Annotated in this window: 24 protein-coding genes and 1 pseudogene; 7 read left to right on the plus strand and 18 right to left on the minus strand. The window is 70.6% G+C overall.

Annotated features, from left to right (window positions below):
* Window positions 1-10 precede the first annotated feature (10 nt).
* Entirely contained in the window at window positions 11-1,072 is a 1,062-nt protein-coding gene (locus ACZ3I4_RS16920; protein ID WP_465382841.1) for a PKD domain-containing protein, read from the plus strand.
* A gap of 45 nt (window positions 1,073-1,117) precedes the next feature.
* On the opposite strand, the gene ACZ3I4_RS16925 is transcribed toward ACZ3I4_RS16920, so the two are convergent.
* From ACZ3I4_RS16925 to mtfM, 10 genes and pseudogenes are all read right to left on the minus strand, one after another.
* Complete coding sequence (locus ACZ3I4_RS16925; protein ID WP_465382842.1) at window positions 1,118-2,002, minus strand: alpha/beta fold hydrolase; 885 nt, start codon at window positions 2,000-2,002, stop codon at window positions 1,118-1,120.
* Window positions 1,999-2,313 carry a DUF2516 family protein gene (locus ACZ3I4_RS16930; protein ID WP_203377299.1) on the minus strand — a complete coding sequence of 105 codons (315 nt, stop codon included), beginning with the start codon at window positions 2,311-2,313 and terminating at the stop codon, window positions 1,999-2,001. Before ACZ3I4_RS16930 ends, ACZ3I4_RS16925 begins: the two co-directional genes overlap by 4 nt.
* Before the next feature lie 66 nt (window positions 2,314-2,379).
* Window positions 2,380-2,823 (minus strand): hypothetical protein, encoded by a 444-nt coding sequence (locus ACZ3I4_RS16935; protein ID WP_465382843.1) that lies wholly within the window; start codon window positions 2,821-2,823, stop codon window positions 2,380-2,382.
* Window positions 2,824-2,867: 44 nt separating this feature from the next.
* A pseudogene (locus tag ACZ3I4_RS16940) lies at window positions 2,868-3,212 on the minus strand (helix-turn-helix domain-containing protein); the annotation flags it as partial.
* 69 nt (window positions 3,213-3,281) lie between these two features.
* Window positions 3,282-4,187 carry an asparaginase gene (locus tag ACZ3I4_RS16945; protein ID WP_465382844.1) on the minus strand — a complete coding sequence of 302 codons (906 nt, stop codon included), beginning with the start codon at window positions 4,185-4,187 and terminating at the stop codon, window positions 3,282-3,284.
* On the minus strand, window positions 4,184-5,017 hold the full coding sequence (locus tag ACZ3I4_RS16950; RefSeq protein ID WP_465382845.1) for a beta-keto acid cleavage family enzyme: 834 nt from the start codon (window positions 5,015-5,017) through the stop codon (window positions 4,184-4,186). The genes ACZ3I4_RS16945 and ACZ3I4_RS16950 overlap by 4 nt, the downstream gene beginning before the upstream one ends.
* Window positions 5,018-5,038: 21 nt before the next feature.
* Window positions 5,039-6,073: a CAF17-like 4Fe-4S cluster assembly/insertion protein YgfZ gene (ygfZ, locus tag ACZ3I4_RS16955; protein WP_465382846.1), complete on the minus strand. Its 1,035-nt coding sequence runs from the start codon at window positions 6,071-6,073 to the stop codon at window positions 5,039-5,041.
* 1 nt (window position 6,074) lies between these two features.
* Window positions 6,075-6,470 carry a Fur family transcriptional regulator gene (locus ACZ3I4_RS16960; RefSeq protein WP_465383018.1) on the minus strand — a complete coding sequence of 132 codons (396 nt, stop codon included), beginning with the start codon at window positions 6,468-6,470 and terminating at the stop codon, window positions 6,075-6,077.
* A gap of 49 nt (window positions 6,471-6,519) precedes the next feature.
* Window positions 6,520-7,125 carry a heme-binding beta-barrel domain-containing protein gene (locus ACZ3I4_RS16965; protein ID WP_465382847.1) on the minus strand — a complete coding sequence of 202 codons (606 nt, stop codon included), beginning with the start codon at window positions 7,123-7,125 and terminating at the stop codon, window positions 6,520-6,522.
* Window positions 7,122-7,226 carry a small membrane protein MtfM gene (mtfM, locus tag ACZ3I4_RS16970; RefSeq protein WP_268919125.1) on the minus strand — a complete coding sequence of 35 codons (105 nt, stop codon included), beginning with the start codon at window positions 7,224-7,226 and terminating at the stop codon, window positions 7,122-7,124. Before mtfM ends, ACZ3I4_RS16965 begins: the two co-directional genes overlap by 4 nt.
* 14 nt (window positions 7,227-7,240) lie before the next feature.
* On the opposite strand from mtfM, the gene ACZ3I4_RS16975 reads away from it, so the two are divergent.
* Window positions 7,241-7,615 (plus strand): DsrE family protein, encoded by a 375-nt coding sequence (locus ACZ3I4_RS16975; RefSeq protein ID WP_465382848.1) that lies wholly within the window; start codon window positions 7,241-7,243, stop codon window positions 7,613-7,615.
* On the opposite strand, the gene ACZ3I4_RS16980 is transcribed toward ACZ3I4_RS16975, so the two are convergent.
* Together ACZ3I4_RS16980 and ACZ3I4_RS16985 are read right to left on the minus strand one after the other, a co-directional pair.
* A complete protein-coding gene (locus tag ACZ3I4_RS16980) occupies window positions 7,609-8,457 on the minus strand; it encodes a hypothetical protein (RefSeq protein WP_465382849.1) in 849 nt (282 codons plus the stop codon). The two genes, ACZ3I4_RS16975 and ACZ3I4_RS16980, sit on opposite strands and share 7 nt — an antisense overlap.
* 5 nt (window positions 8,458-8,462) lie before the next feature.
* Window positions 8,463-10,373, minus strand: a complete 1,911-nt coding sequence (locus ACZ3I4_RS16985; protein ID WP_465383019.1) for an ATP-dependent DNA helicase — start codon at window positions 10,371-10,373, stop codon at window positions 8,463-8,465.
* Between the two features lie 154 nt (window positions 10,374-10,527).
* Between ACZ3I4_RS16985 and ACZ3I4_RS16990 the strand changes: the two genes are divergently transcribed.
* Window positions 10,528-11,034 (plus strand): DUF402 domain-containing protein, encoded by a 507-nt coding sequence (locus ACZ3I4_RS16990; RefSeq protein ID WP_465382850.1) that lies wholly within the window; start codon window positions 10,528-10,530, stop codon window positions 11,032-11,034.
* On the opposite strand, the gene sigJ is transcribed toward ACZ3I4_RS16990, so the two are convergent.
* The gene (sigJ, locus tag ACZ3I4_RS16995; RefSeq protein ID WP_465382851.1) at window positions 11,014-11,880 is read right to left on the minus strand and encodes an RNA polymerase sigma factor SigJ; all 867 of its coding nucleotides are present in this window, start codon (window positions 11,878-11,880) and stop codon (window positions 11,014-11,016) included. The two genes, ACZ3I4_RS16990 and sigJ, sit on opposite strands and share 21 nt — an antisense overlap.
* A gap of 89 nt (window positions 11,881-11,969) precedes the next feature.
* Between sigJ and ACZ3I4_RS17000 the strand changes: the two genes are divergently transcribed.
* From ACZ3I4_RS17000 to ACZ3I4_RS17010, 3 genes are all read left to right on the plus strand, one after another.
* Window positions 11,970-12,935: a PI-PLC domain-containing protein gene (locus ACZ3I4_RS17000; protein WP_465382852.1), complete on the plus strand. Its 966-nt coding sequence runs from the start codon at window positions 11,970-11,972 to the stop codon at window positions 12,933-12,935.
* A 79-nt stretch (window positions 12,936-13,014) separates the two neighbouring features.
* Window positions 13,015-13,641 (plus strand): DUF47 domain-containing protein, encoded by a 627-nt coding sequence (locus ACZ3I4_RS17005; RefSeq protein WP_465382853.1) that lies wholly within the window; start codon window positions 13,015-13,017, stop codon window positions 13,639-13,641.
* Between the two features lie 3 nt (window positions 13,642-13,644).
* On the plus strand, window positions 13,645-14,655 hold the full coding sequence (locus tag ACZ3I4_RS17010; protein WP_465382854.1) for an inorganic phosphate transporter: 1,011 nt from the start codon (window positions 13,645-13,647) through the stop codon (window positions 14,653-14,655).
* Between the two features lie 18 nt (window positions 14,656-14,673).
* Here the strand turns inward: ACZ3I4_RS17010 and ACZ3I4_RS17015 are convergent, their stop codons facing one another.
* Window positions 14,674-15,651: a Gfo/Idh/MocA family protein gene (locus tag ACZ3I4_RS17015; protein ID WP_465382855.1), complete on the minus strand. Its 978-nt coding sequence runs from the start codon at window positions 15,649-15,651 to the stop codon at window positions 14,674-14,676.
* Between the two features lie 47 nt (window positions 15,652-15,698).
* Between ACZ3I4_RS17015 and ACZ3I4_RS17020 the strand changes: the two genes are divergently transcribed.
* Complete coding sequence (locus ACZ3I4_RS17020) at window positions 15,699-16,490, plus strand: NUDIX hydrolase (protein ID WP_465382856.1); 792 nt, start codon at window positions 15,699-15,701, stop codon at window positions 16,488-16,490.
* Between the two features lie 115 nt (window positions 16,491-16,605).
* On the opposite strand, the gene pstB is transcribed toward ACZ3I4_RS17020, so the two are convergent.
* Genes pstB through pstS form a run of 4 tightly spaced genes read right to left on the minus strand, consistent with a single transcriptional unit; the run spans window position 16,606 to window position 20,693 of the window.
* The gene (pstB, locus tag ACZ3I4_RS17025; protein WP_465382857.1) at window positions 16,606-17,382 is read right to left on the minus strand and encodes a phosphate ABC transporter ATP-binding protein PstB; all 777 of its coding nucleotides are present in this window, start codon (window positions 17,380-17,382) and stop codon (window positions 16,606-16,608) included.
* Between the two features lie 10 nt (window positions 17,383-17,392).
* A complete protein-coding gene (gene pstA / locus ACZ3I4_RS17030; protein WP_465383020.1) occupies window positions 17,393-18,442 on the minus strand; it encodes a phosphate ABC transporter permease PstA in 1,050 nt (349 codons plus the stop codon).
* A 35-nt stretch (window positions 18,443-18,477) separates the two neighbouring features.
* Window positions 18,478-19,551, minus strand: coding sequence for a phosphate ABC transporter permease subunit PstC (gene pstC, locus ACZ3I4_RS17035; RefSeq protein ID WP_465382858.1), 1,074 nt, complete (start codon window positions 19,549-19,551; stop codon window positions 18,478-18,480).
* Window positions 19,552-19,592: 41 nt separating this feature from the next.
* Window positions 19,593-20,693: a phosphate ABC transporter substrate-binding protein PstS gene (pstS, locus tag ACZ3I4_RS17040; protein ID WP_465383021.1), complete on the minus strand. Its 1,101-nt coding sequence runs from the start codon at window positions 20,691-20,693 to the stop codon at window positions 19,593-19,595.
* Window positions 20,694-20,772: the final 79 nt, after the last annotated feature.

Raw genomic sequence — 20,772 nt, forward strand, 5'->3', positions numbered from 1 at the left:
CGGGGGACAGATGAAACTCGTTTACCGTCGCGCCCTTCCCGCCCTCCTCACCACGGCCCTCACCGCCGGTGTGGTCGGGGTCGGCGCGCCCGCCCACGCGGCTGGTGAGGCTCCGACCGGCACCTACGGCCTGGACAGCAACGCCATCTGGCCCGGCCAGACGGTGACGCTGACGCAGAGCGCCCTGGCCGACGACGACACCGAGCCCGCCGCGATCAGCCGGGTCATCACCTGGGGCGACGGCACCGCCGCGCAGACCGCGGCCGCCGGCGAGACCAGCTGGACGCACACGTACGCCGCGGCCGGCGCCTTCACCGTGGCGGTCACGCTGAACGACGGCACCGTCGAGGGCAAGGGCACGCTGGCTCCGGCCGCCGTCGGGGTCGCCGCGCCGACCGGCAACCTGGGCTGGCAGAAGAGCACGATCTACACCAACACGTACGTCTCCGGCGGCGTGACCTACGACTACCAGGTCGAGGGTGTCTTCACCCCGTCGGCGCTGCCGGCCACCGCCTCCGAGGCGTGGACCGAGTGGGGCGACGGCGAGTTCACGCTGCTGCGCAAGGGCGCCGCGTCGACGCAGGTGCCGCACTACTTCGGCGAGGGCACTTTCACGCCGCGGGTCGAGTTCTCCAACAAGCAGGGCAAGGCCGCCCGCAACGCGTCGCCGCTGCGGGTCGCCTACGACAAGACGCCTCCGAAGGTGGCCGTGAAGTTCCCGGCCAGCCCCAGCAAGGCGAGCTCGTGGAGCACGGTCCGGGGCACGGCCAGCGACTCCCAGGCCGGGGTCGACTACGTCAGCGTCATCCTGCTCAAGTGGACCGACGCGGCCGGCATGTACATGTACAACTTCGACACCAAGAAGTGGTTCAAGTACACCGGACAGCCGCTGAGCTCGCTGCCCTCCGGCATCGAGGACCGCGCACCGGTCAACTCGGCCGGCGCCTGGGCGTCGCGGTCGGTGGCCGGGCTGTCCAAGGGCTGGCACTTCGAGATCTGGCCGATGGCCATCGACAAGGTCGCCAACTGGAGCAGCGAGGACTACTACGTTCCGGTCTGGCTGGCCAGCTGATCTGAGCACACGTCAGAGGGCCTCTCCGGGAAACCGGAGGGGCCCTCAGTCGTTCAGGAAGGCGGAGATGCGGGTGCGCAGTTCGGCCCGGTTGTTCCAGAGGACGGCCGGGCGGTCGTAGACGTGCAGGTCAGCCTTGGGCAGCAGCGACGCCAGCCGCTCGGCCCACGCGACCGGGTGCACGTCGTCGCCCAGGCAGCCGAGCACGAGCGCGCGCCCGCGGAACGCCCGCAGGAGGGATTCGTCGGCCACGGCGGGCTCGTGCCACAGCGTCGTGAGCTCGGAGGCCAGGCCGTCGCGTTGCAACTGCTCGACACGCTGGCGCAGGAAGCTCCAGCCGGTCGGCGTGTTGCGCACCGAGGGCGGCAGTTCGGCCTCGACGGCGGCGGCGATCGACGCCGCCTCGCCCGACTCGACCGCGGCCAGCAGTCGTTCGACGCGGGCCTCGGCGGCCGCGGGGCGGGTGCCGTCGAGGGGCGCGGGCAGATAGAAGACGACGCGCTCGAACCGGTCGGGCGTCTCGCTGAGCAGCCGGCACAGCGCGGCCGCGCCCATGCTGACGCCGAGCGCCCGGGTCGCGCCGGCCAGGTCGGCCACGCCGCGCAGGTCGTCAGCCAGGCCGGCGAAGCTCCACGGGCCGACCGGCGCGTCCGAGCGGCCGTGACCCCGGAAGTGGAAGAAGACCCGGCGCCCGGCGACCGCGCTGCCCAGCGGGCGGGTGCCGGAGATGTCGCCGCCCAGCCCGTGCGCGAACACGGTGACCGGCTCACCGACACCGGTGATCAGCTGCTCCAAGCGTACGCCGGAGGGGGTGGAAATGATCTCGGTCAGCGGCCCGGGAAGGGTCGGACGGCCCGAGCGCGGCCCGGTCGGGTCCGCCCGATGCAGGCGGGGCCCACCATCGGGCGGCGGCGGGCCGAACCGCCTCACCAGAAGCCTTTGCCGTCCGACAGGTCCTTGAGGCCGGGACGGACGTCGAGCAGATAGATCAGGGCGGCCGCGATGCCGATCAGGCTGAAGATGCCGACCGCACCGCTGATCAGCAGCGTCAGGACGATGCAGATGGCGAGGATCGCCGCCCACGCGCCCTTCGGCAGGGTGCCGATGGCCTGGAATCCGTCGCCCCGCTGGGTCAGGCAGTGAATCAGCGCGACCGCCTGCACCACCAGCGACAGGATGAGAATGAGCAGGTTGAGATAGCCGACGACGGCGGCGTAGAAGATCGGCGCGGAGGAGGCCATGAGGGGAAGTCTATGCCGCGGGGCCCAGCCGATGCCGGGCCCCGCTGATCATGTCGTGCCGGGTCGTCACTTAGTGGCGGCGCGCTTGCGCGGCTTCGGCTTCGCCTCGGCCTGGGCCGGCTCGATGGCGGCCGGCTCCTCGGTGGTCTCGATGTCGGCGTTGACCACGTCGGCCGCCTCGACGACGCCGGTGCCGACGACGCGCTCGCCCCGGGCCACCAGCGCGGTGTACGCGGCGACGGCACGGTCCTGGGCGATCTGGGCGAACGAGGTGGCGACGCTGGCCGCGTTGCCCCGCAGCGCGGTGAAGTCGGTCGTGGACGCCTTGTCGCGCAGCTCGGCGGCCTTGGTGCCGGCCTGCTCGTTGTACGTGCGCAGCGACGCGGCGGCGCGCTCGCTCAGCTCGTTGACCACGGCGGGCAGCTTGCGCAGCTGCTCGACGGCGATGTCACCGGCGCCGGCGGCGGCGTAGAGCGGGGCGGGGAAACGGGTCTTGGTCTGCTCGGTCATTTCTGCTCCTCGGAAGTGGGAGTGGTCTCTTCGGCGGGCTTGTTGCGCGCGTTCTCGCTGCGGAACGTCTCGTAGATCTGGGTCAGCGACTGCTTCTGCGGGATCGTGAGCTCCGGATCGGCGGCGATCGCGGCCAGCACGCCCTGCTGTCCCTCGCTGTCGAGGAGGCCGGCCCGCAGATACATCGCGGGCGTCGACACCCGCAGCGCGCTGGCAATCTGCTGCAACACCTCGGCGCTGGGCTTGCGCAGGCCACGCTCGATCTGGCTGAGATACGGGTTGCTCACGCCCGCCTTGTCGGCGAGCTGGCGCAGCGAGATCTTGGCGGTCTGCCGGAGATCACGGATGAAACCACCGATGTCCTCGGGCAGATCCTTGGGCGTGGCCATGCATTCGAAGGTAGCCCGGAGTGCTAGCTGTTGCAAGCAAAACGCTAACTACAGCTAGCGTGAGTCGAGTCACCGCACCGCGCGTACGCGGCCGACCGGCTCTCCCCCACCCAGGATCAGTTCCTCGATCACCGGCACCTCGACGCCGAGTCTCTGCAGCTCATCGAGCAGTACGGGGGTGCGCGCCCGCATCCCGCCGTCGTCGACCTTGATGGCGATCGCGCCCGCCCCCGGCACGGCCGCCGCCACCACACCCTCGGCGCCGCCCTTGGCCAGCAGCCCGGGCACCGCCGTCATCAGCACGGTGTCGTCGGCGCCGGTGCCGGCGACCAGTTCCGGGTGGGCACGCATCTCGTCGGCCACCCGGCGTTCGTGACTGCCCGGCTCGGCCGTGACCAGACGTTCGAACGCGCGGGCCAGGCCGGTCAGCGACAGGGCCAGCACCGGCGCCCCGCAGCCGTCCACTCCCACCGCGGCCACGTTCTCGCCGGCCAGGTCGGCCACCGCACGGGCGATCGCCACCTGCAGCGGGTGGGCCGGGTCGAGGTACGACTCCAGCGGCCAGTCGTTGGCCGCGCAGGTGGCCAGCATCCCGGCGTGCTTTCCGGAGCAGTTCATCAGCACCCGCTCGGCGGCCCCGCCCGTACGCAGCCAGTCGTCCCGGGCGTCCTCGGCCAGCGGCAACGAGGCCGGGCAGCGCAGGGCGCCGGCGTCGAGGCCGGCCGCCGTGAGGATCTCGCGGACCCGGCGTACGTGGAACGGCTCTCCGAAGTGACTGCCGCTGATCAGGGCCAGGTCGGCGTCGTCGCGCGGCACGAGACCGGCCCGCAGCATGCCGACCGTCTGCAGCGGCTTGTTCGACGAGCGCGGGAAGATCGGGGCGGTCACCTCTCCCCGGCTTCCGGCGCTCGAGAAGACCGAACCGTGGTGGACGCTCTCGATGAAACCGGAGCGGAGAACCTGAGCGATGATCATCGAGCCGGGATACCCAGCAGCTCGCGGGTCTCACGCGCGGTGAGCGGAGGGCGCTGGGCCAGTTGGGCGAACCCGACGGCCCGGGCCACGAGCTGCATGTTCGACTCGACCGGGCGGCCCTTGGCGTACGTGACGGTGTCTTCCATGCCGACGCGCAGGTGCCCGCCCGCGCTCAGCGAGGCCAGCATGACCGGGATGGTGCCGCGCCCGATGCCGGTGGCCGAGAACGTCGTGCCCTCGGGCAGGTCGCGCAGGGCCTGCTCGCACGCGACGAGCGCGGCCGTCGTGGCCGGCATGCCGCCGGGCACGCCCATCACCAGGTCGACGTGCACGTGACCGCCGAACGGCAGCCCGTACTTGCTCAGCAGCCGCTGCAGCGAGGCCAGCTGCCCGAGGTCGAAGATCTCGTACTCCGGCACGATGCCGCGCTCCTGCATGCGGCCGTGCAGGTCGACGATGAACTCCCAGCGGTTGAGGAACACCCCGTCGCCGAAGTTGACCGTGCCCATCGTGCAGGAGGCCATCTCGGGGCCGGCGTCGAGCACGGCCAGCCGGTCGGACTCGGGATCGGTGACCGCGCCGCCCGACGACAGCTGCACGATCAGGCCGGTCGACTCGCGCAGCGCCGACACGGTCGCGCGCAGCCGCCCCTGGTCGAGGGTCGGCCGGGCCTCGGCGTCCCGGATGTGGACGTGGATGATGGCGGCGCCCAGCGCTTCGCACTCCTTGGCGGTGGCCACGAGTTCGTCGAGCGTGACGGGCAGCGCGGGCACGTCGGCCTTGCTGCTTTCGGCGCCGGTCGGAGCAACGGTGATCACGGTCCCGGTCATGGGACTGACCTTAGCGGGGGCTCAGGCGGGATCGACCGCCACCACGGACTCGCCGACCATGAGCCCGTCGGTGGCGTTGCGCTTGAGCACGACGAGGGCGATGAGGCCCAGCTCGTGGTGGCGCACGGCGGTGCCGACGAAGCCGACCTCACGACCCTCGCGGATCACCGGGGTGCCCTGGACGGGCGGGTGGTCGGTGGCGATGCCGTCGAAGTGCACCAGGGCGAGGCGGCGGGGCGGACGGCCGAGGTGGTGCACCCGGGCGACCGTTTCCTGACCGCGATAGCAGCCCTTGTCGAGGTGCACGGCGGCGGCCAGGAACTCGGCCTCGGCCGGGATCGTGCGGTGATCGGTCTCCCAGCCCAGCCGCGGGATGCGCTGCTCGACCCGGATCGCCTCGTAGGCCCACAGACCGGCCAGGGGCACCCCGAGCTTCTCGATCACCGCCGTCTTTTCCGACCGGGGAACCAGCAGGTCGACGCCGAGGGGCACGCGACGGGCCAGACCAAATTCGGTTTCCCGTACGTCGTAACGGCTGGTCGACCCGGGCGGGACATCGCCGGCCGCGAACTTGGCCCCGGGCACCGCGTTGATCTTCGGCTCGGCGAGCCCGGGGAGGACATCGGCCGCGCCCGGGCCCACCAGGGACAGCACGGCGATCTCGGACGACGCGTCGCGGGGCTCGACACGCGTGAAGAAGCGCATCATCTCGAGGTATTTGAGCAGCCCGGCCCCGGCGCCGGGCTCGGTGTCGAGCCAGGCCGTGGTGCCGTCCTCGGTGACGAAGGCGTGCTGCTCGACGTGGCCGTTCGGCGAGAGGACGAGCAGTTCCGTCCCCTGCATGCCGGACAGATCCGACAGATGCTGAGTGGTCAGGGTGTGCAGCCAGGACGCGCGTTCCTCGCCGGGCACGGCGATCACGTCACGGTTCGACCGATCGACCAGGCCCACGGCGGTGGCCAGCGTGCGCTGCTCGCGCATCGGGTCGCCGTAGTGGGCCGGCACGCCGGCGTCGGCCGATGCGGGGTCCAGATCCTCGACCATCACCACGGTCATGTCACAGCTCCTTGCAGTCCCCGCACACACCGAAGAGCGACACGTGACCCACGTCGACCCGGAAGTCGCGCTCGCTCAGCAGCCGATCGGTGACCGGCTCCATCACACTCGGGTCTACCTCACTGATCGACCCACATCCACGGCAGACGAGGTGAACGTGCTGATCCTCACCCGCCGCGTGATAGGTCGGCGACCCGTGCGACAGGTGCGTGTGGTTGACCAGCCCGAGCTCTTCCAGCAGCTCGAGCGTGCGATAGACCGTGGTGATGTTGACCCCGGCCGCGCGTTCCCGCACGTGGTGATGCACCTGCTCGGGCGTGGCGTGGCCCAGCTCGTGCACCGCCTCGAGGATCAGCTGGCGCTGGGGAGTGAGCCGCAGGCCACGCTCGCGGAGCATGGCGGCAAGCGCAGTGGCGGACACGTAGGCCAGATTACGCCCTCCGTGCTCAGCCGCCGACCCTGAGCAGCCGGGCCGACATGTGCGGCTGCAGTTCGCTCTTGTCGATCGACACCTCGTGCGCATAGAGCAGGGCGCCCTCGACGATGCCGAAGAGCCGCCGCGCGCCGGTCAGGTGCTGGCCGCTCGGGGTGTAGGCCACCGCGTCGGTGTCGATCTCGAGCCGGGTGGTGCCGATGGTGTTGCCGACGTAGATCTCGACGGTGCCCTCGGGGCTGACGATGACGGCTTCCATGTCGTCGGTCGCGCGGCCCTCGGCGTTGAGCACCGGCCGCCAGAAGCCGGACTCGACGATCCACTCGCCCGCCGGCTTCGACTCCTCGTCGAGCAGCCAGGACCGCGACTCGTAGCGCAGGAACGGGCGGCCGTCGTGGCTGACCCGCACCTCTTGCGCGAAGTCGTAGTCGTTCTCGGCCGGGAAGCCGCCCTTGCCGCGGCCGCGCCACAGCCCGACGAACGGCAGCAGGCCGAGCAGCGCCGGATTGAGGTCGGCGCCCCGGCGCAGGTCGTGGGTTTCCTCGTACGGATACGCGTCGACCGGCGGGGCGTTGAGCCAGGGCGGGGGTCCCAGCGGGTTCTCCTGCTGATCGGTCACCAACGCCCCCTCGAAACACGCATCGCCAGATAGCCGAACCCGCCCGCCAGCGCGCCGAGACCGGCCACCAGCAGGCTCACAAACCCGATTTCCGTAACCATGACCGGCCCATCTTATGCTGACCCGCATGACACGCTTGCTGGTCGTCAAGGCAACCGCGGGCGCCGACGCGCCGGAGCGCTGCTCGCAGGCCTTCACCGTGGCCGGCACGGCGCTTTCGTCCGGGGTGGACGTCTCGTTCTGGCTCACCGGCGAGTCGACCTGGTTCGCCCTGCCCGGCCGGGCCGCCGAGTTCGAGCTGCCGCACGCGGCGCCGCTGCCCGATCTGCTCCACCTGTTGCTCTCGACCGGCCGGGTGACCGCCTGCACGCAGTGCGCCGCCCGCCGCGACATCACCCCCGACAGGGTGCTGCCCGGCATCCGCATCGCCGGGGCCGCCGTCTTCGTCGAGGAGATCATGTCGGAGGGCGCGCAGGCCCTCGTCTATTGACAGGCGGTGCTGACGACGACCCGCAAATCGGGGCCGTCGGGCAGGAGCAGGACGGACTGCTCGCCACGGCGATAGGCGCGAGCCGTGTCGTCGTCCCGCACGACCTCGGCCCCGGCGGCCAGCTTGCCCAGCCGCGCGGTCAGATCGGGCGGTTTCCGTACGCCGTCGACCGCAAAGGATCCGGCGGCCGGACCCGCCGGGCAGGCGACGGTCTGCGCCTCGGGGGTCCGCGGCGCCGCGCCCAGCGCCGACAGCGACCGGGCCAGCAGCGAGGGCGGCCCGGGCGCGTCCGGACCCGCGGTGGCCGGGGTCTCGTCGCCGTCGAGCGGGCGGCAGCCGGTGAACAGCCGCAGCGTGAGGGTGCGGGCCGACGACTCGGTGCTCATGTCGATGCCGATGAAGTTGCCCGCGTCGGCGTGCAGCGAGACCCGGGTGCCGCCCCGGCTCCGCCCCGCGTCGGCCTGATAGCCCGGCGGCAACGCGGCGGCGATCGCCTCGGTGGCCTCGACCGCCTCGCCGTCCGGCACGTACACGGTGATGTTGCGGGCCGCGATCAGCCCCGACCGCACCGGCGTGACCCGGCAGTCGCGGGTGAACTCGAGCCCGCCGAGCACGACCGCCCGGCCCGGCCCGGCCGCCGACGCGTAGACCACCCCGGCCGCCCGCTGCAGGTCGGTCACCGCGAGCCCGAGGTCACGCTGCTCGGGCACGGTCGCCTTCTCGTGCCCGACCGACCAGACGGCCAGCCCGGACACCACCACGATCCACACCGCGACGACCGCGACCAGCAACCAGCGGCGTTTGCCGCGGGGCGGCCCTTCCGGCCGGCCCGGCGACGCCACGGCGGTCACTTCGCGGCGAGGCGCTGCAGCGCGCCCAGGGCGACTTCGGGCCGGGTCGTGTACCAGAACGGGGGCAGGGACTTGCGGAGGAAGGCGCCGTAGCCGCGCGCTGTTTCCAGGCGGGAGTCGAGCACGGCGACCACGCCCTTGTCGCCCGTCGAGCGGATCAGGCGGCCGACGCCCTGGGCCAGGCGGATGGCCGCGATCGGGACGCTCACCGAGGAGAAGCCGGAGCCGCCGCTCGCGTCGACCGCGGCGGCCCGGGCCGCGGCCAGGGGCTCGTCGGGACGGGGGAACGGCAGGCGGTCGATCACCACCAGCTGGCACGCGTCGCCCGGCACGTCGACGCCCTGCCAGAGCGACATGACGCCGAACAGGCAGCTCGTCTTGTCTTCCTTGAACCGGCGGACCAGCACCGGCAGCGATTCCTCGCCCTGCAGCAGGATCGGCAGGTCGGTGCGGGCGCGCAGCAGCTCGGCGGCCTGGGTGGCGGCCCGGCGCGACGAGAACAGGCCCAGCGTGCGGCCGCCCAGGGCCTCGACCAGCTTGACCAGTTCCTCACCGGCCGCGTCGGGCAGGCCGGACATCTGCGGGCGGGGCAGGTGGGCCGCGACATAGAGGATGCCCTGACGCGGATAGTCGAACGGGGAGCCGACGTCGAGCGACGTCCAGCCGTCCCCGGAGGCCGGTGACTGCGGGTCGGACGGCGGGGCGGGCGAGGCGGCGGGCAGGCCGAGCGAGCGGGCCACCGTGTCGAAGCGGCCGCCCAGCGTCAGGGTGGCCGAGGTGGCCACCACCGTACGGTCGGAATAGAGCCCCTGGGCCAGCGTGCCGGCGACCGAGAGCGGAGCCACGACCAGCGCGCGCCGCCCGCTGCCGGTGTCGGACTTCTCGACCCAGGCGACGTCGAAGTCGGATTCCTCGAGCAGCCGCTGGGCCGTGTCGTTGAGGTCGTCCAGAGCCGCCTTGGCCTGCTGCTTGCGTACGGGATCGGGGTCGTCGCCCTTGATCTCGCCGATCGCCGTGAGCCCGGCCCGGGTGGCCGACTCGATCAGCGCGACGGCCTGCTGCAGCAGCTCGGGCAGGCCCGCCGTGATGCGACCGGCCGGCGTCTCGGCCAGGCCCACGGTGAGCGCGTCGGCCGCCTCGGCCAGCGATTCGGAGGCCGCAGGTGGGATCAGGGTGCGGGCGCGGCGGGACGAGCGCTCGAGCGCCTCGGGGGTCAGCTCGGCCTGCGAGGCGGAGGAGACCCGGTCGGCCAGCTCGTGCGCCTCGTCGATGATGAGCAGCTTGTGCGGGGGGACGATGTGCCGCTCGGCCAGCATGTCGACCGCGAGCAGGCTGTGGTTGGTGACCACGATGTCGGCCTCGCGGGCGCGGGCGCGCGACGCCTCGGCGAAACACTCCGGCCCGTACGGGCAGCGCTGGGCCCCGACGCAGTCGCGCGCGGGCATCGAGACCTGACGCCAGGCCGTGTCGTCGACGCCGGGATCGAGCTCGTCACGGTCGCCGGTCTTCGTCTTCTCGGACCACGCCTGCAACCGCTGGATCTGCTTGCCGAGCCGGCCCGCCTCGCCCAGCCACTGGGTCTTGGGCGGCGCGTCGTCGAAGAGCGTGTCGGTCGGCGCTTCTTCATCGGCGTGTTCCATCTTGGCCACGCACAGGTAGTGGTGCCGGCCCTTGAGCACGGCGAAGGTGGGTCTGCGGCCGAGCACCGGCTCGACCGCCGCCGCGAGACGGGGGAGGTCGTGCTCGACCAGCTGATTCTGCAGGGCCAGGGTGGCCGTGGAGACGACCACCGGACCGTCGACGAGAAGGGACGGCGTGAGATAGGCCAGACTTTTGCCGGTGCCCGTGCCGGCCTGGACGAGCAGATGCTCACGATCGCGTATCGCCTTGTCGATGGCCGCGACCATGGCCTCTTGACCCGGACGGGAACTGCCACCGGGAACGGCGCCGACGGCAGCCTGCAGGAGTTTGTCAGCGGTGGCGTTCTTCTTCGTTGCTGCGGGCACGCGCAGACGGTACCCGCCACCACCGACAGAAGCCGACCACCGTTAGGGTTCTCGCATGCCGAGTGACACGGTCCGGGTCGTCTACACGAAGTACGACGGTTCGGCCCATCGGGACTACCCAGCCCGCCGTTTCGACTCCGACGAGCTGGGCGTCTGGGTGGGCGTGACCCGTGGCACCGAGTCGGTCTACCACGGCCGTCCGTCGGTCGAGCAGATCCCGTTCGTGCTGCTCATCCCCCATCACACGTGGTGGACGGGCATGTTCAACCCCGAGCCGCGGACGAGCGAGGTCTACTGCGACATCACCACCCCGGCGCGCTGGGAGGGTGACACCGTCCACATCATCGACCTCGACCTCGACGTGGTCCGGCGACGGTCGACGGGCCTGGTCGAGCTGCGCGACGAGGACGAGTTCTCCGAGCACCGCGAGCGGTTCGGTTACCCCGATGATCTCGTCCGCGAGGCGCGCGCCGCGGCCGAGGAGCTGCTGGTGGCGCTGGGCGACGGCAGCGAGCCGTTCGCCACGAAATACCAGCAGTACCTACAGAAGGTCGCTGACTAGCAGTTTCGACGGGTTGAGCTGCTGGAACAGGCCGGTGATGCGGCCGTCCGCGATGGTCAGGCCGAGCGCGCCATAGACGCCCTCCCCGCGTACGAGGACCCCGGCGGTGCCGTTGATCAGCGCCGGCTCGAGGACGGCGCCCGCCATGCGGCTGCCGTGCGCGATGCCGACGAAGAACCGGGCCACCTTGTCGGCGCCGAGGATCGGACGCAGCGCGGTGCGGGTGAAGCCGCCGCCGTCGCTGATCGACACCACGTCGGGCGCGAGCACGGACGCCAGCGCTTCCATGTCACCGCTGTTCACCGCCTCGATGAAGGCGCTCAGCACACGTCGCTGCTCGATCGGGCCGGCGTTGTGCCGCACCCCGCCCTCGGCGGCGGCCTTGCGCCCGCGGGAGGCGTGCTGCCGGGCGGTGGCCTCGGTGGTGCCGAGCACCCGGGCCACCTCGTCGTACGGCACCGCGAACACGTCGTGCAGCACCAGCGCCACCCGCTGCTCGGGGCTGAGCCGCTCGAGGACCACGAGCAGCGCCAGGCCGACCTCGTCGCGCCGCTCGGCCTGGGCCGCCGGTCCGGCGTCGGGGTCCACGAAGTACTCCGGGAGCCACATGCCGGTGTACGCCTCGCGCGACACGCGGGCCGACTTGAGCACGTCGAGGCAGAGCCGGCCGGTGACGGTGGTGAGCCAGCCGCGCAGGTCGCGAATCTCCTGATCGCTCGCGCGGATGTAGCGCAACCAGGCCTCCTGCACCACGTCCTGCGCCTCGGCCACGCTGCCGAGCATCCGGTAGGCGACGGAGACGAGATGGCTGCGCTCGGCCTCGAAGGCCTCGGCGGACGGTGGCATGGGGGAATTCTGCGCGAGATTACCCGGGGTCGGGTAGCACTTGTGACACAGTAGAGAACGGATTTTTGGTACGAATCGGATGGTGTGCAGTGAACAACGGTCTGATGATCGCGGGTGGCCTCGCGGGTGCCGCGGGTGTGGCCGGGCTGGTCACGGCCGGGCTGTCACTGGCCCGCCGTAACAGCCGCCCCTATCTGCCGGCCGGGCACGCGCTGGCCCGTCCGGCCGACGTCGACCCGTTGCCGAGGGTCATGCGGCACGGACTGGGCGGGCTCACCGTGCCGGTCACCCCCGGCCCGCGCGGCGAGCTCTTCCTCGGGCCGGGCGCGCCGCAGCCGGGGCGTACGCTGCGCCGGCTCGTCCTGACCCCGCTGTTCGCCCAGGCCCGCGGCCACGGCGGGCGGCTCTCCCGCGACCAGCAGGTGCCGTTCCGGCTCGTCGTCGAGTTCACCGGCGCCGTCCGCGACGCCGAGACGCTGCTGCGGGCGTACCGGATGCTCGACCAGCAGCTGCGGGACCACGCCGGGCTGCTCAGCCACTGCGAGGGCGACGAGCTGACGCCGGGCGCGGTCACCGTGTCGGTGACCGGCATCGTGGACGTCCGGGAACTGCTCGCGACCGAGGAAGTCCGGCTGGCGTTCGCCGAGGGCTCGTTCGACGACATCGGCTCGCGGTCGGCGCCGCCCTCGATGGTGCCGATGATCAGCGAGCCGTGGAGCCGGCGTTTCGGCTGGGACGGGCTCGAGCCGATCCCGGCCGAGGAGCGTCACCTGCTGCACGCGATGGTGCGGTCGGCGCACGACGACGGGCGTACGGTGCGCATCTCGGGTCTGCCCGAAGGGTCCCGGCGCGCCCGGGCCGCCATCTGGACTGAGCTGGGCGCGGCCGGGGTCGACGTCATCGCCGATCGCGACCAGCGCGGGCTGGCCCGCCACCTGCGCCGGCACCCGGTGAGCCGCTGGGTGGCCCGCGAACCCCTGCCGACCAGGGCCGTACGCCGTCCTTCGCCCAGACCGGACGCCACCCGGGCAGATCGGCGACGAGAACCCGTTTAGCGGGCGAACGACGGGTGAACCAGGAGAGGCCTTAGCATTCCTGGTGATCACCCCATGCCCGCCGATCGAGGTTCGTGACGTGAAGTTTTCTTTCCGCCCCGTCGAGGGCGCCTTCTACGACCTGTTCACGCAGGCCGCGAACAACCTCGTGAAGGGCACGGCTCTGCTCAACGAGCTGGCGCTGCCCGGGGTCGACGTCCAGTCGGTGAGCGACCGGCTGACCGACGTCGAGCACGACAGTGACCAGATCACCCATGATCTCTACAAGAAGATCAACTCTACGTTCATCACACCGTTCGACCGTGAGGACATCTATTCGCTGGGCTCGCAGCTCGACGACGTGATGGACCACCTCGAGGCGGTCGGCAACCTGCTCTACCTGTACGGGCTGACCGAGCTGCCGTCGCTGCCGCGCGAGATGCACGAGCTGGTCGACGTGCTGGACCAGCAGGCCAAGATCACCGCGGACGCGATGCCCAAGCTGCGCAGCATGAAGGATCTCGACGAGTACTGGATCGAGATCAACCGGCTCGAGAACGAGGGCGACCGCTCGTACCGGATGCTGCTGGTCCGGTTGTTCTCCGGCGAGTACGACGCGCTCACCGTGCTCAAGATGAAAGAGGTGGCCGACGAACTGGAGGCCGCCTGCGACGCGTTCGAGCACGTGGCGAACACCGTCGAGACCATCGCGGTCAAGGAGTCCTAGGCCTTGTCGCCCGAACTCCTGGCGGTCCTCGCGGTGGTTGTGGCCGCGATGATCTTCGACTACACCAACGGCTTCCACGACGCCGCCAACGCCATCGCGACCAGCATCAGCACCCGCGCCCTGACCCCGCGGGTGGCGCTGGCCATGGCCGCCGTCGGCAACTTCGTGGGCGCGCACCTGGGCGGCGAGGTCGCCAAGACGGTCGGCGACGGCCTGGTCGAGCTCAAGCTGGGCGTGCCCAGCCTCGCCGTGGTCTTCGCCGGCGTGGTCGGCGCGATCGTCTGGAACCTGGTCACCTGGTATTTCGGCCTGCCCTCGAGCTCGTCGCACGCGCTGTTCGGCGGCCTGGTCGGCGCCACGCTGGTCGCGTCGTCGCTGGGCACGGTCCAGTGGGACACGATCATCGCGAAGGTCCTGATCCCGATGGTCGCGTCGCCGCTGGTCGGCTTCCTCATCGGTTTCATCGTCATGGTCGTGGTCATGTGGACCTTCCGCCGCGGCAATCCCGGCCGGCTGAACCGCGGCTTCCGGATGGCCCAGACCGCCTCGGCCGCGCTGATGTCGCTGGGTCACGGCATCCAGGACGCGGCCAAGACGATGGGCATCGTGGTGCTGGCGCTCTACACGGGCGGCTTCCAGGACAGCCCGACCCACATCCCGTGGTGGGTCTACATCACGACCGCGACGATGCTGGCCGCCGGCACCTACTCCGGCGGATGGCGGATCATCCGTACGCTCGGCCGCAAGATCATCGACCTGGGCCCGGCCGAGGGCTTCGCGGCCGAGACGGTGGCCAGCTCGGTGCTCTTCTTCAACGCGTACGTCCTGCACGCCCCGATCTCGACCACCCACACGATCACCTCGGCGATCATGGGCGTGGGCGCGACCAAGCGCCTGAACGCGGTGCGCTGGAACGTGGCCGGCAACATCGTGATCGCCTGGGTCACGACCTTCCCGGCGGCCGGCCTGATCGCCTGCCTGGCCTACTTCGCCTGCCGCCCCCTCTTCAACTGAGAACGGGGGCGGCACGCCCTAGTAGGCGACCCCGATCTCCTCGCGGATCGTGTCCAGCAACGTCATGATCTCGAGGGTCGTCGAGTGCGGCATCAGCGGGCTCTCCAGCTCGCCGGCGAGCAGGCAGCGCTGCACCTCGGCCGCCTCGAACTGATAGCCGCTGCCCGGGAAGTCGAACTCGTGCGTCTCGGGCTCCTGACCCGGCCGGTGCAGCACGAACGAACGCGGCACGAAGAAGCCCTCGGGCAGCTCGATCCGGCCGTCGGTGCCGGTGATCGTCGCGTTGTTGCGGCTCTGGCCGTTGATGCTGCAGGTCAGCGCCCCGACCGCGCCGGGCTCCCAGCCCAGCAGGATGCCGGTGTTCTCGTCGACCCGCTCAGGGGTGAGATGCGCCCAGGCCTGCACCGACGTGGGCGCCCCCATGATCAGGTGGGCGAAGTTGATCGGGTAGACGCCGAGGTCGAGCAGCGCGCCGCCGCCCAGCTTGGGGTCGCGCAGACGGTGGTCGGGCTCGAACGGGCCCTGCAGGCCGAAGTCGGCGTGGATGGCGCTGACCCAGCCGATCGCGCCACCCTCGACCAGCTCGGCGATCTTGCGGATGGCCGGGTTGAGGCGCATCCACATGGCCTCCATGAGGAACACGCCCTTGTCGCGGGCGGCGGCCACGAGCCGGGCCGCTTCCGGCAGGTCGAGGGTGATCGGCTTCTCGACCAGCACGGATTTGCCCGCCGCGACGCACAGGTGCGCGGCCTCGGCGTGGAACGCGTGCGGGGTGGCGATGTAGACGACGTCGACGCCGGGGTCGGCGGCCAGATCCGCGTACGAGCCGTGGGCCCGGGCGAAGCCGAACCGCTGGGCGAACTCGGTGGCGGTCTCCTGGCGGCGGGAGCCGACGGCGGCGAGCTCAGCCCCCGGCACGTGCTGCAGGTCGGCGGCGAACGAGGCGGCGATCCCGCCGGGACCGAGAATGCCCCAGCGAACCTTCTGATCGGTCATGATCCTTACGGTATCGTCCGGCGCCGCCCCGGTGTCAGGATCGTCAGGTGACCGATTCCACGCCCCTGCGGCTCCCCCCAGCCCTGATCAAGCGAGCCCGCGAGTTCAACGGGACACCGGCGCCCGTACGCGACGCGGCCACGGTCGTGCTTCTGCGCCCCTCGGGCGAGAGCTTCCAGCTGTACGTGCTGAGGCGCGCGACCACGATGGCGTTCGGCGGTCTGTACGCCTTCCCTGGCGGCGGTGTCGATCCGGACGACCGCCCGTCGACGATCCGCGGCGACTGGCCGGCCCGGCTGGGCGTGGACGAGAAGCGGGCGGCCGCGGTGGTCGGCGCGGCCGTACGGGAGCTCTTCGAAGAGACCGGGGTGTTGCTCGCCGGTCCGGTCGAGCAACCGGACCGGACGATCGCCGAGGTCGGCACCGACGACTGGGAGGCCGACCGGGCCGCGGTGCTGGCCCGCGAGCTGACCCTGAGTGAACTGCTGCGCCGTCGCGGCCTCCGGATGCGCGACGACCTGCTGTTCCCGTGGGCGCGCTGGGTCACCCCGGAGTTCGAGCCCAAGCGCTACGACACATGGTTCTTCGTGTCGCTGCTGCCCGAGGGTCAGGCGCCGCGCGACGTGTCCGGCGAGAGCGAGGACACCACGTGGGTCACGGCGGCGGGCACGGCCGGGCTGGCGATGCTGCCACCGACCCGCTCGGTGATCGACTCGCTCACCCCGTACGCCGGGATGGCGGAGGTGGTCGCGGGCGCGAGCCGCCGTGATGCCGCGACGCCCGTCATGCCTCGCGTGGAACTGACGGAAGACGGCGGCGCCCTGCTGCACCTGCAGTAGAGCGCCGCCCACCGGCCCTACCCCACCCACCCAGGGGGCTGGCCTGAAAGTACGCCGAGCGGAACGGGCAAATCGACTTATCCACAGGGTCCCGTGGGTGATGTGCGGGACATTGTCAGCCGAAGCGACCGGTGATGTAATCCTCGGTCTTCTTCTCGGTCGGGTTGCTGAAGATCTTCTGCGTGTCGTCGTACTCGATCAGGCGGCCGGGGTCGCCGGTCTTGTCGATCGAGAAGAAGCCGGTCTTGTCGCTGACCCGGGCGGCCTGCTGCATGTTGTGCGTGACGATGATGATCGTGAAGCGGTCCTTCAGCTTGAACATCAGGTCCTCGATCGCCAGCGTCGAGATCGGGTCGAGCGCCGAACAGGGCTCGTCCATCAGCACGACCTGGGGCTCGACCGCGATGGTGCGGGCGATGCAGAGACGCTGCTGCTGACCACCGGAGAGACCGGCGCCGGGCCGGCTCAGGCGGTCCTTGACCTCGTTCCACAGGTTCGCCGACTTGAGCGACTGCTCGGCGGCGTCGTCGAGAACCGACTTCTTCTTGACGCCGTTGAGCTTGAGGCCGGCCACCACGTTCTCGTAGATCGACATGGTCGGGAACGGGTTGGGCCGCTGGAAGACCATGCCGATCATGCGCCGGACCGCGGTGACGTCCACGTCCGGGTCGTAGATGTTCTGGTCGTCGATGGTCAGCGAGCCCTCGATGCGGGCGCCCGGCAGCACCTCGTGCATGCGGTTGACCGACCGCAGGAAGGTGGACTTGCCGCAACCCGACGGGCCGATGAGGGCGGTGATCGTCTTGGGCTCGACCGTCATGGAGACGCTGTCGATCGCCTTGAACGATCCGTAGTAGGAGGAGACGTTGGTCGCCTCGATGCGCTTGGCCATGGGTCTACCTCTACTTCGACAGATTGTTGCGGCGGGCGAGCAGCTTGGCGGCGATCGTCAGAACGAGCACGATCGCGACCAGGGTCAGCGCGGCCGTCCAGGCCCGCGCCGGGGCGTACCGGGAGGCGTCGCCCGCCTGCTGGTACACGAAGAGAGCCAGGGACTGCTGGCCACCCGAGAACGGGTCGAAGTTGATCGACGCCGCGCCGCCGGCGACCAGGAGCACGGGGGCGGTCTCGCCGGCCGCCCGAGCCACGGCGAGCATCACGCCGGTGACGATGCCGGGCAGCGCGGTCGGCAGGACCACCTGCAGGATCGTCTTCCACTGGGGCACGCCGAGCGCGTACGCGCCCTCGCGCAGCGGGCCCGGCACCAGGCGCAACATCTCCTCGGTGGACCGCACGATCGTCGGCAGCATCAGCACGGTCAGCGCCAGGGAGGCCGCGAAACCCGAGAACCGCGGCGTCCCGTTGTTGAACCACGGGCTGACGATCAGGACCCAGAAGGACAGGATGAACAGACCGGCGACGATCGACGGGATGCCGGTCATCACGTCGACGAAGAACCGGACCGTGTTGGCGAACCGGCCCCGGCCGTACTCGACCAGGTAGATCGCGCCGAGCACGCCGAGCGGCACGGCGATCAGGGTGGCGATGCCGACCTGCTCCAGCGTGCCGATGATGGCGTGGTAGGCGCCGCCCTCGGGGTCACGGGCGCCGATGTTGTTCATCGACGTGCCGAAGAAGTTGCCGTCGAGGCGCCCGACACCCTTCGAGACGAGCGTCCACACCACCGAGGCCAGCGGGAGGATCGCCAGCAGGCAGGCGGCGTAGATGAGCGTCTTCCACATGCGGTCGCGCGCGGTGCGGGAACCCTCGATGCGGCCGGCGATGAACTGCAGGCCGAGCAGATAGAACACCACGCCGAGCACGACGACCAGCACGTAGTTGCCGATGCCGAAGCCGTAGACCACGGCCGCCGCGAGGGCCAGGCCGCCCACGGCGATGCCGAGGTTGACCGCCACCGGCAGTTTCTTGGAACGGATGTTGTCCGGGGTCATCACGACGCCGGAAAGCTCACGGTCGTCCATCACGCTCATGCTGCACTGTCCCGGAACTCGCGCCGACGGTAGATGATCGCCCGGGCCGCCATGTTGACCACCAGGGTGATCGCGAAGAGCACGAGACCCGAGGCGATGAGAGCACCGCGGCCGGTCTCATTGGCTTCGCCGAAGGAGTTGGCGATGTTGGCGGCGATCGAGTTACCGCCGTTCTCGATGATGTTGAAAGAGATGTTGAAGACGATGCCGAGGGTCATGGCCAGGGCGATCGTCTCGCCGAGGGCGCGACCGAGGCCCAGCATCACCGCGGCGATCACGCCCGGCTTGCCGTACGGCAGAACCGCGGTGCGGATCATTTCCCACTTCGTGGCGCCGAGGGCGAGCGCGGCTTCCTCGTTCATGCCCGGGGTCTGCCGGAAGACCTCGCGGGAGAGGGAGGTGACGATCGGCAGCACCATGATCGAGAGGACCAGGCTGCCGAGCAGCACCGAGCGGCCGAACGGTCCGTCGCCGCCGAAGATCGGGATCCAGCTGAAGTACTTGTTGAGCCACCCGGAGAACTCGCGGACCGGCTCCATGAAGACGTCACGGCCCCAGAGACCGAAGACGACACTGGGCACGGCGGCCAGCAGGTCGATCACGAAGCCCAGCGGGGTGGCCAGCCGCTTGGGCGCGTAGTGCGACAGGAACAGGGCGATGCCCAGAGCGATCGGCACCGCGACGAGCAGCGCGATGATCGAGGTCAGCAAGGTGCCGAAGGCGAGAACCGCGATGCCGAACCGGGGCTCGGTCTCGTTCGGGAACCACTGGTTGAACGTCAGGAAGTTCTCGTTGTCGGCCCGGATGGCCGGCACGGCCTTGGAGATCAGGAAGATCGCGATGGCGACGATGATGACGAGCACCATCGCGCCCGCCGCCACGGACAGGCCCCGGAAGCCGGCTTCCATGCCGAACCGGGTCTTCCGGGGAAGGGCGCCCCCGCCACCGAATGGGGGTTCGTCGTGACTACTCGGCGAAACACCGGTGCCAGCGCCCCGGGCATGACGTCCAGTCACACCCGAGTCGCCGGCAGTGGCGTTCTCCGAGCGGGAGGAGGGGTTGTCACCCATCTGCTCGCTCGCTGTCGTCTCGGAGGGATTCGTTCGTCAGGTCAGGAGATCGAGGCGACCGCGGTCTCGACCTTGCCGCGGATCGACTCCGGCAGCGGGGCGTAGCCCAGGTCGCCCAGGGCCTTCTGGCCACCGGTGCTGGAGGTGTACGAGAAGAAGGCCTTCAGCGGAGCGGCCTTGGCGGAACCCTTGCTGCAGGCGATCTCGTAGGTGACCAGGACGATCGGGTAGGCACCCGGGGTCGTGGCGGTGTAGTCGATGCTGAGCTTCAGGTCGTTGCCCGTGCCCGCGATCTTGGCGCCCTCGATGCCCTTGCCGGCGCTCTCGGCGGTCAGCTCGGTGTACTCGCCGGCGCCGTTCTTAATCTTGGCCTTCGACAGGTCGCTGTTCTCGGCGTACGAGAGCTCGACGTAGGAGATGGCGCCCGGGGTGCCCTTGACGGCGGTGGCGATGCCGTCGGACTTGGCCGCACCGGTGCCGCCCTTGGCCTTCCAGGCCTTGGCGTTGCCGTACGTCCAGTCGGACTCGGCGGTCTTGCTCAGGTACTTGGTGAAGTTGTCGGTGGTGCCCGACTCGTCCGAGCGGTGCACGGCCGTGATCGCGCTGTCCGGGAGCTTGGCGCCCTGGTTCTGCGCGGCGATCGCCGGGTCGTTCCACTTGGTGATCTTGCTGTCGAAGATCTTGGCCAGCGTGGGTGCGTCGAGCTGGAGGCCGTCAACACCCTCGAGGTTGTAGACCACCGAGATCGGGCCCACGACCATCGGGAGGTTGAGCGCGGCGCCACCGGGGCACTTGGCGTCGGCCTGGGGCTGCTCCTCCTCCTTGAGGGCGGAGTCGGAACCCGCGAAGTCGGCGGTGCCCGCGATGAACGCCTGGATGCCGGCGCCCGAGGCGGTGCCCTGGTAGTCGACCTTGGCGTCGGCGCACTGGGCCTGGTAGGTCTTGATCCACTCGTCCATGGCGTTCTTCTGCGCCGACGAACCCTGAGCCGTCAGGCTGCCGGCGACACAGTTGCCGGCAGCGGCGGAGTTGGCGGCGCCGTCACCGGACGGCGAGTCGTTGTCCGAGCCGCATGCGGTGAGCGCGAGCGACGCGGTCAAAGCAATGCCGGCTGCCAGAAAACCGGACCGCTGGAGCTTCACAATGTTCCCTTCGATGGTGTGCATGCCGGCTTCGCACCGGCACCACCGAAGCTAAGAGTGAGAGGTAGCCGGTTTCCCC

Source organism: Actinoplanes sp. NPDC021490 (assembly GCF_055562135.1).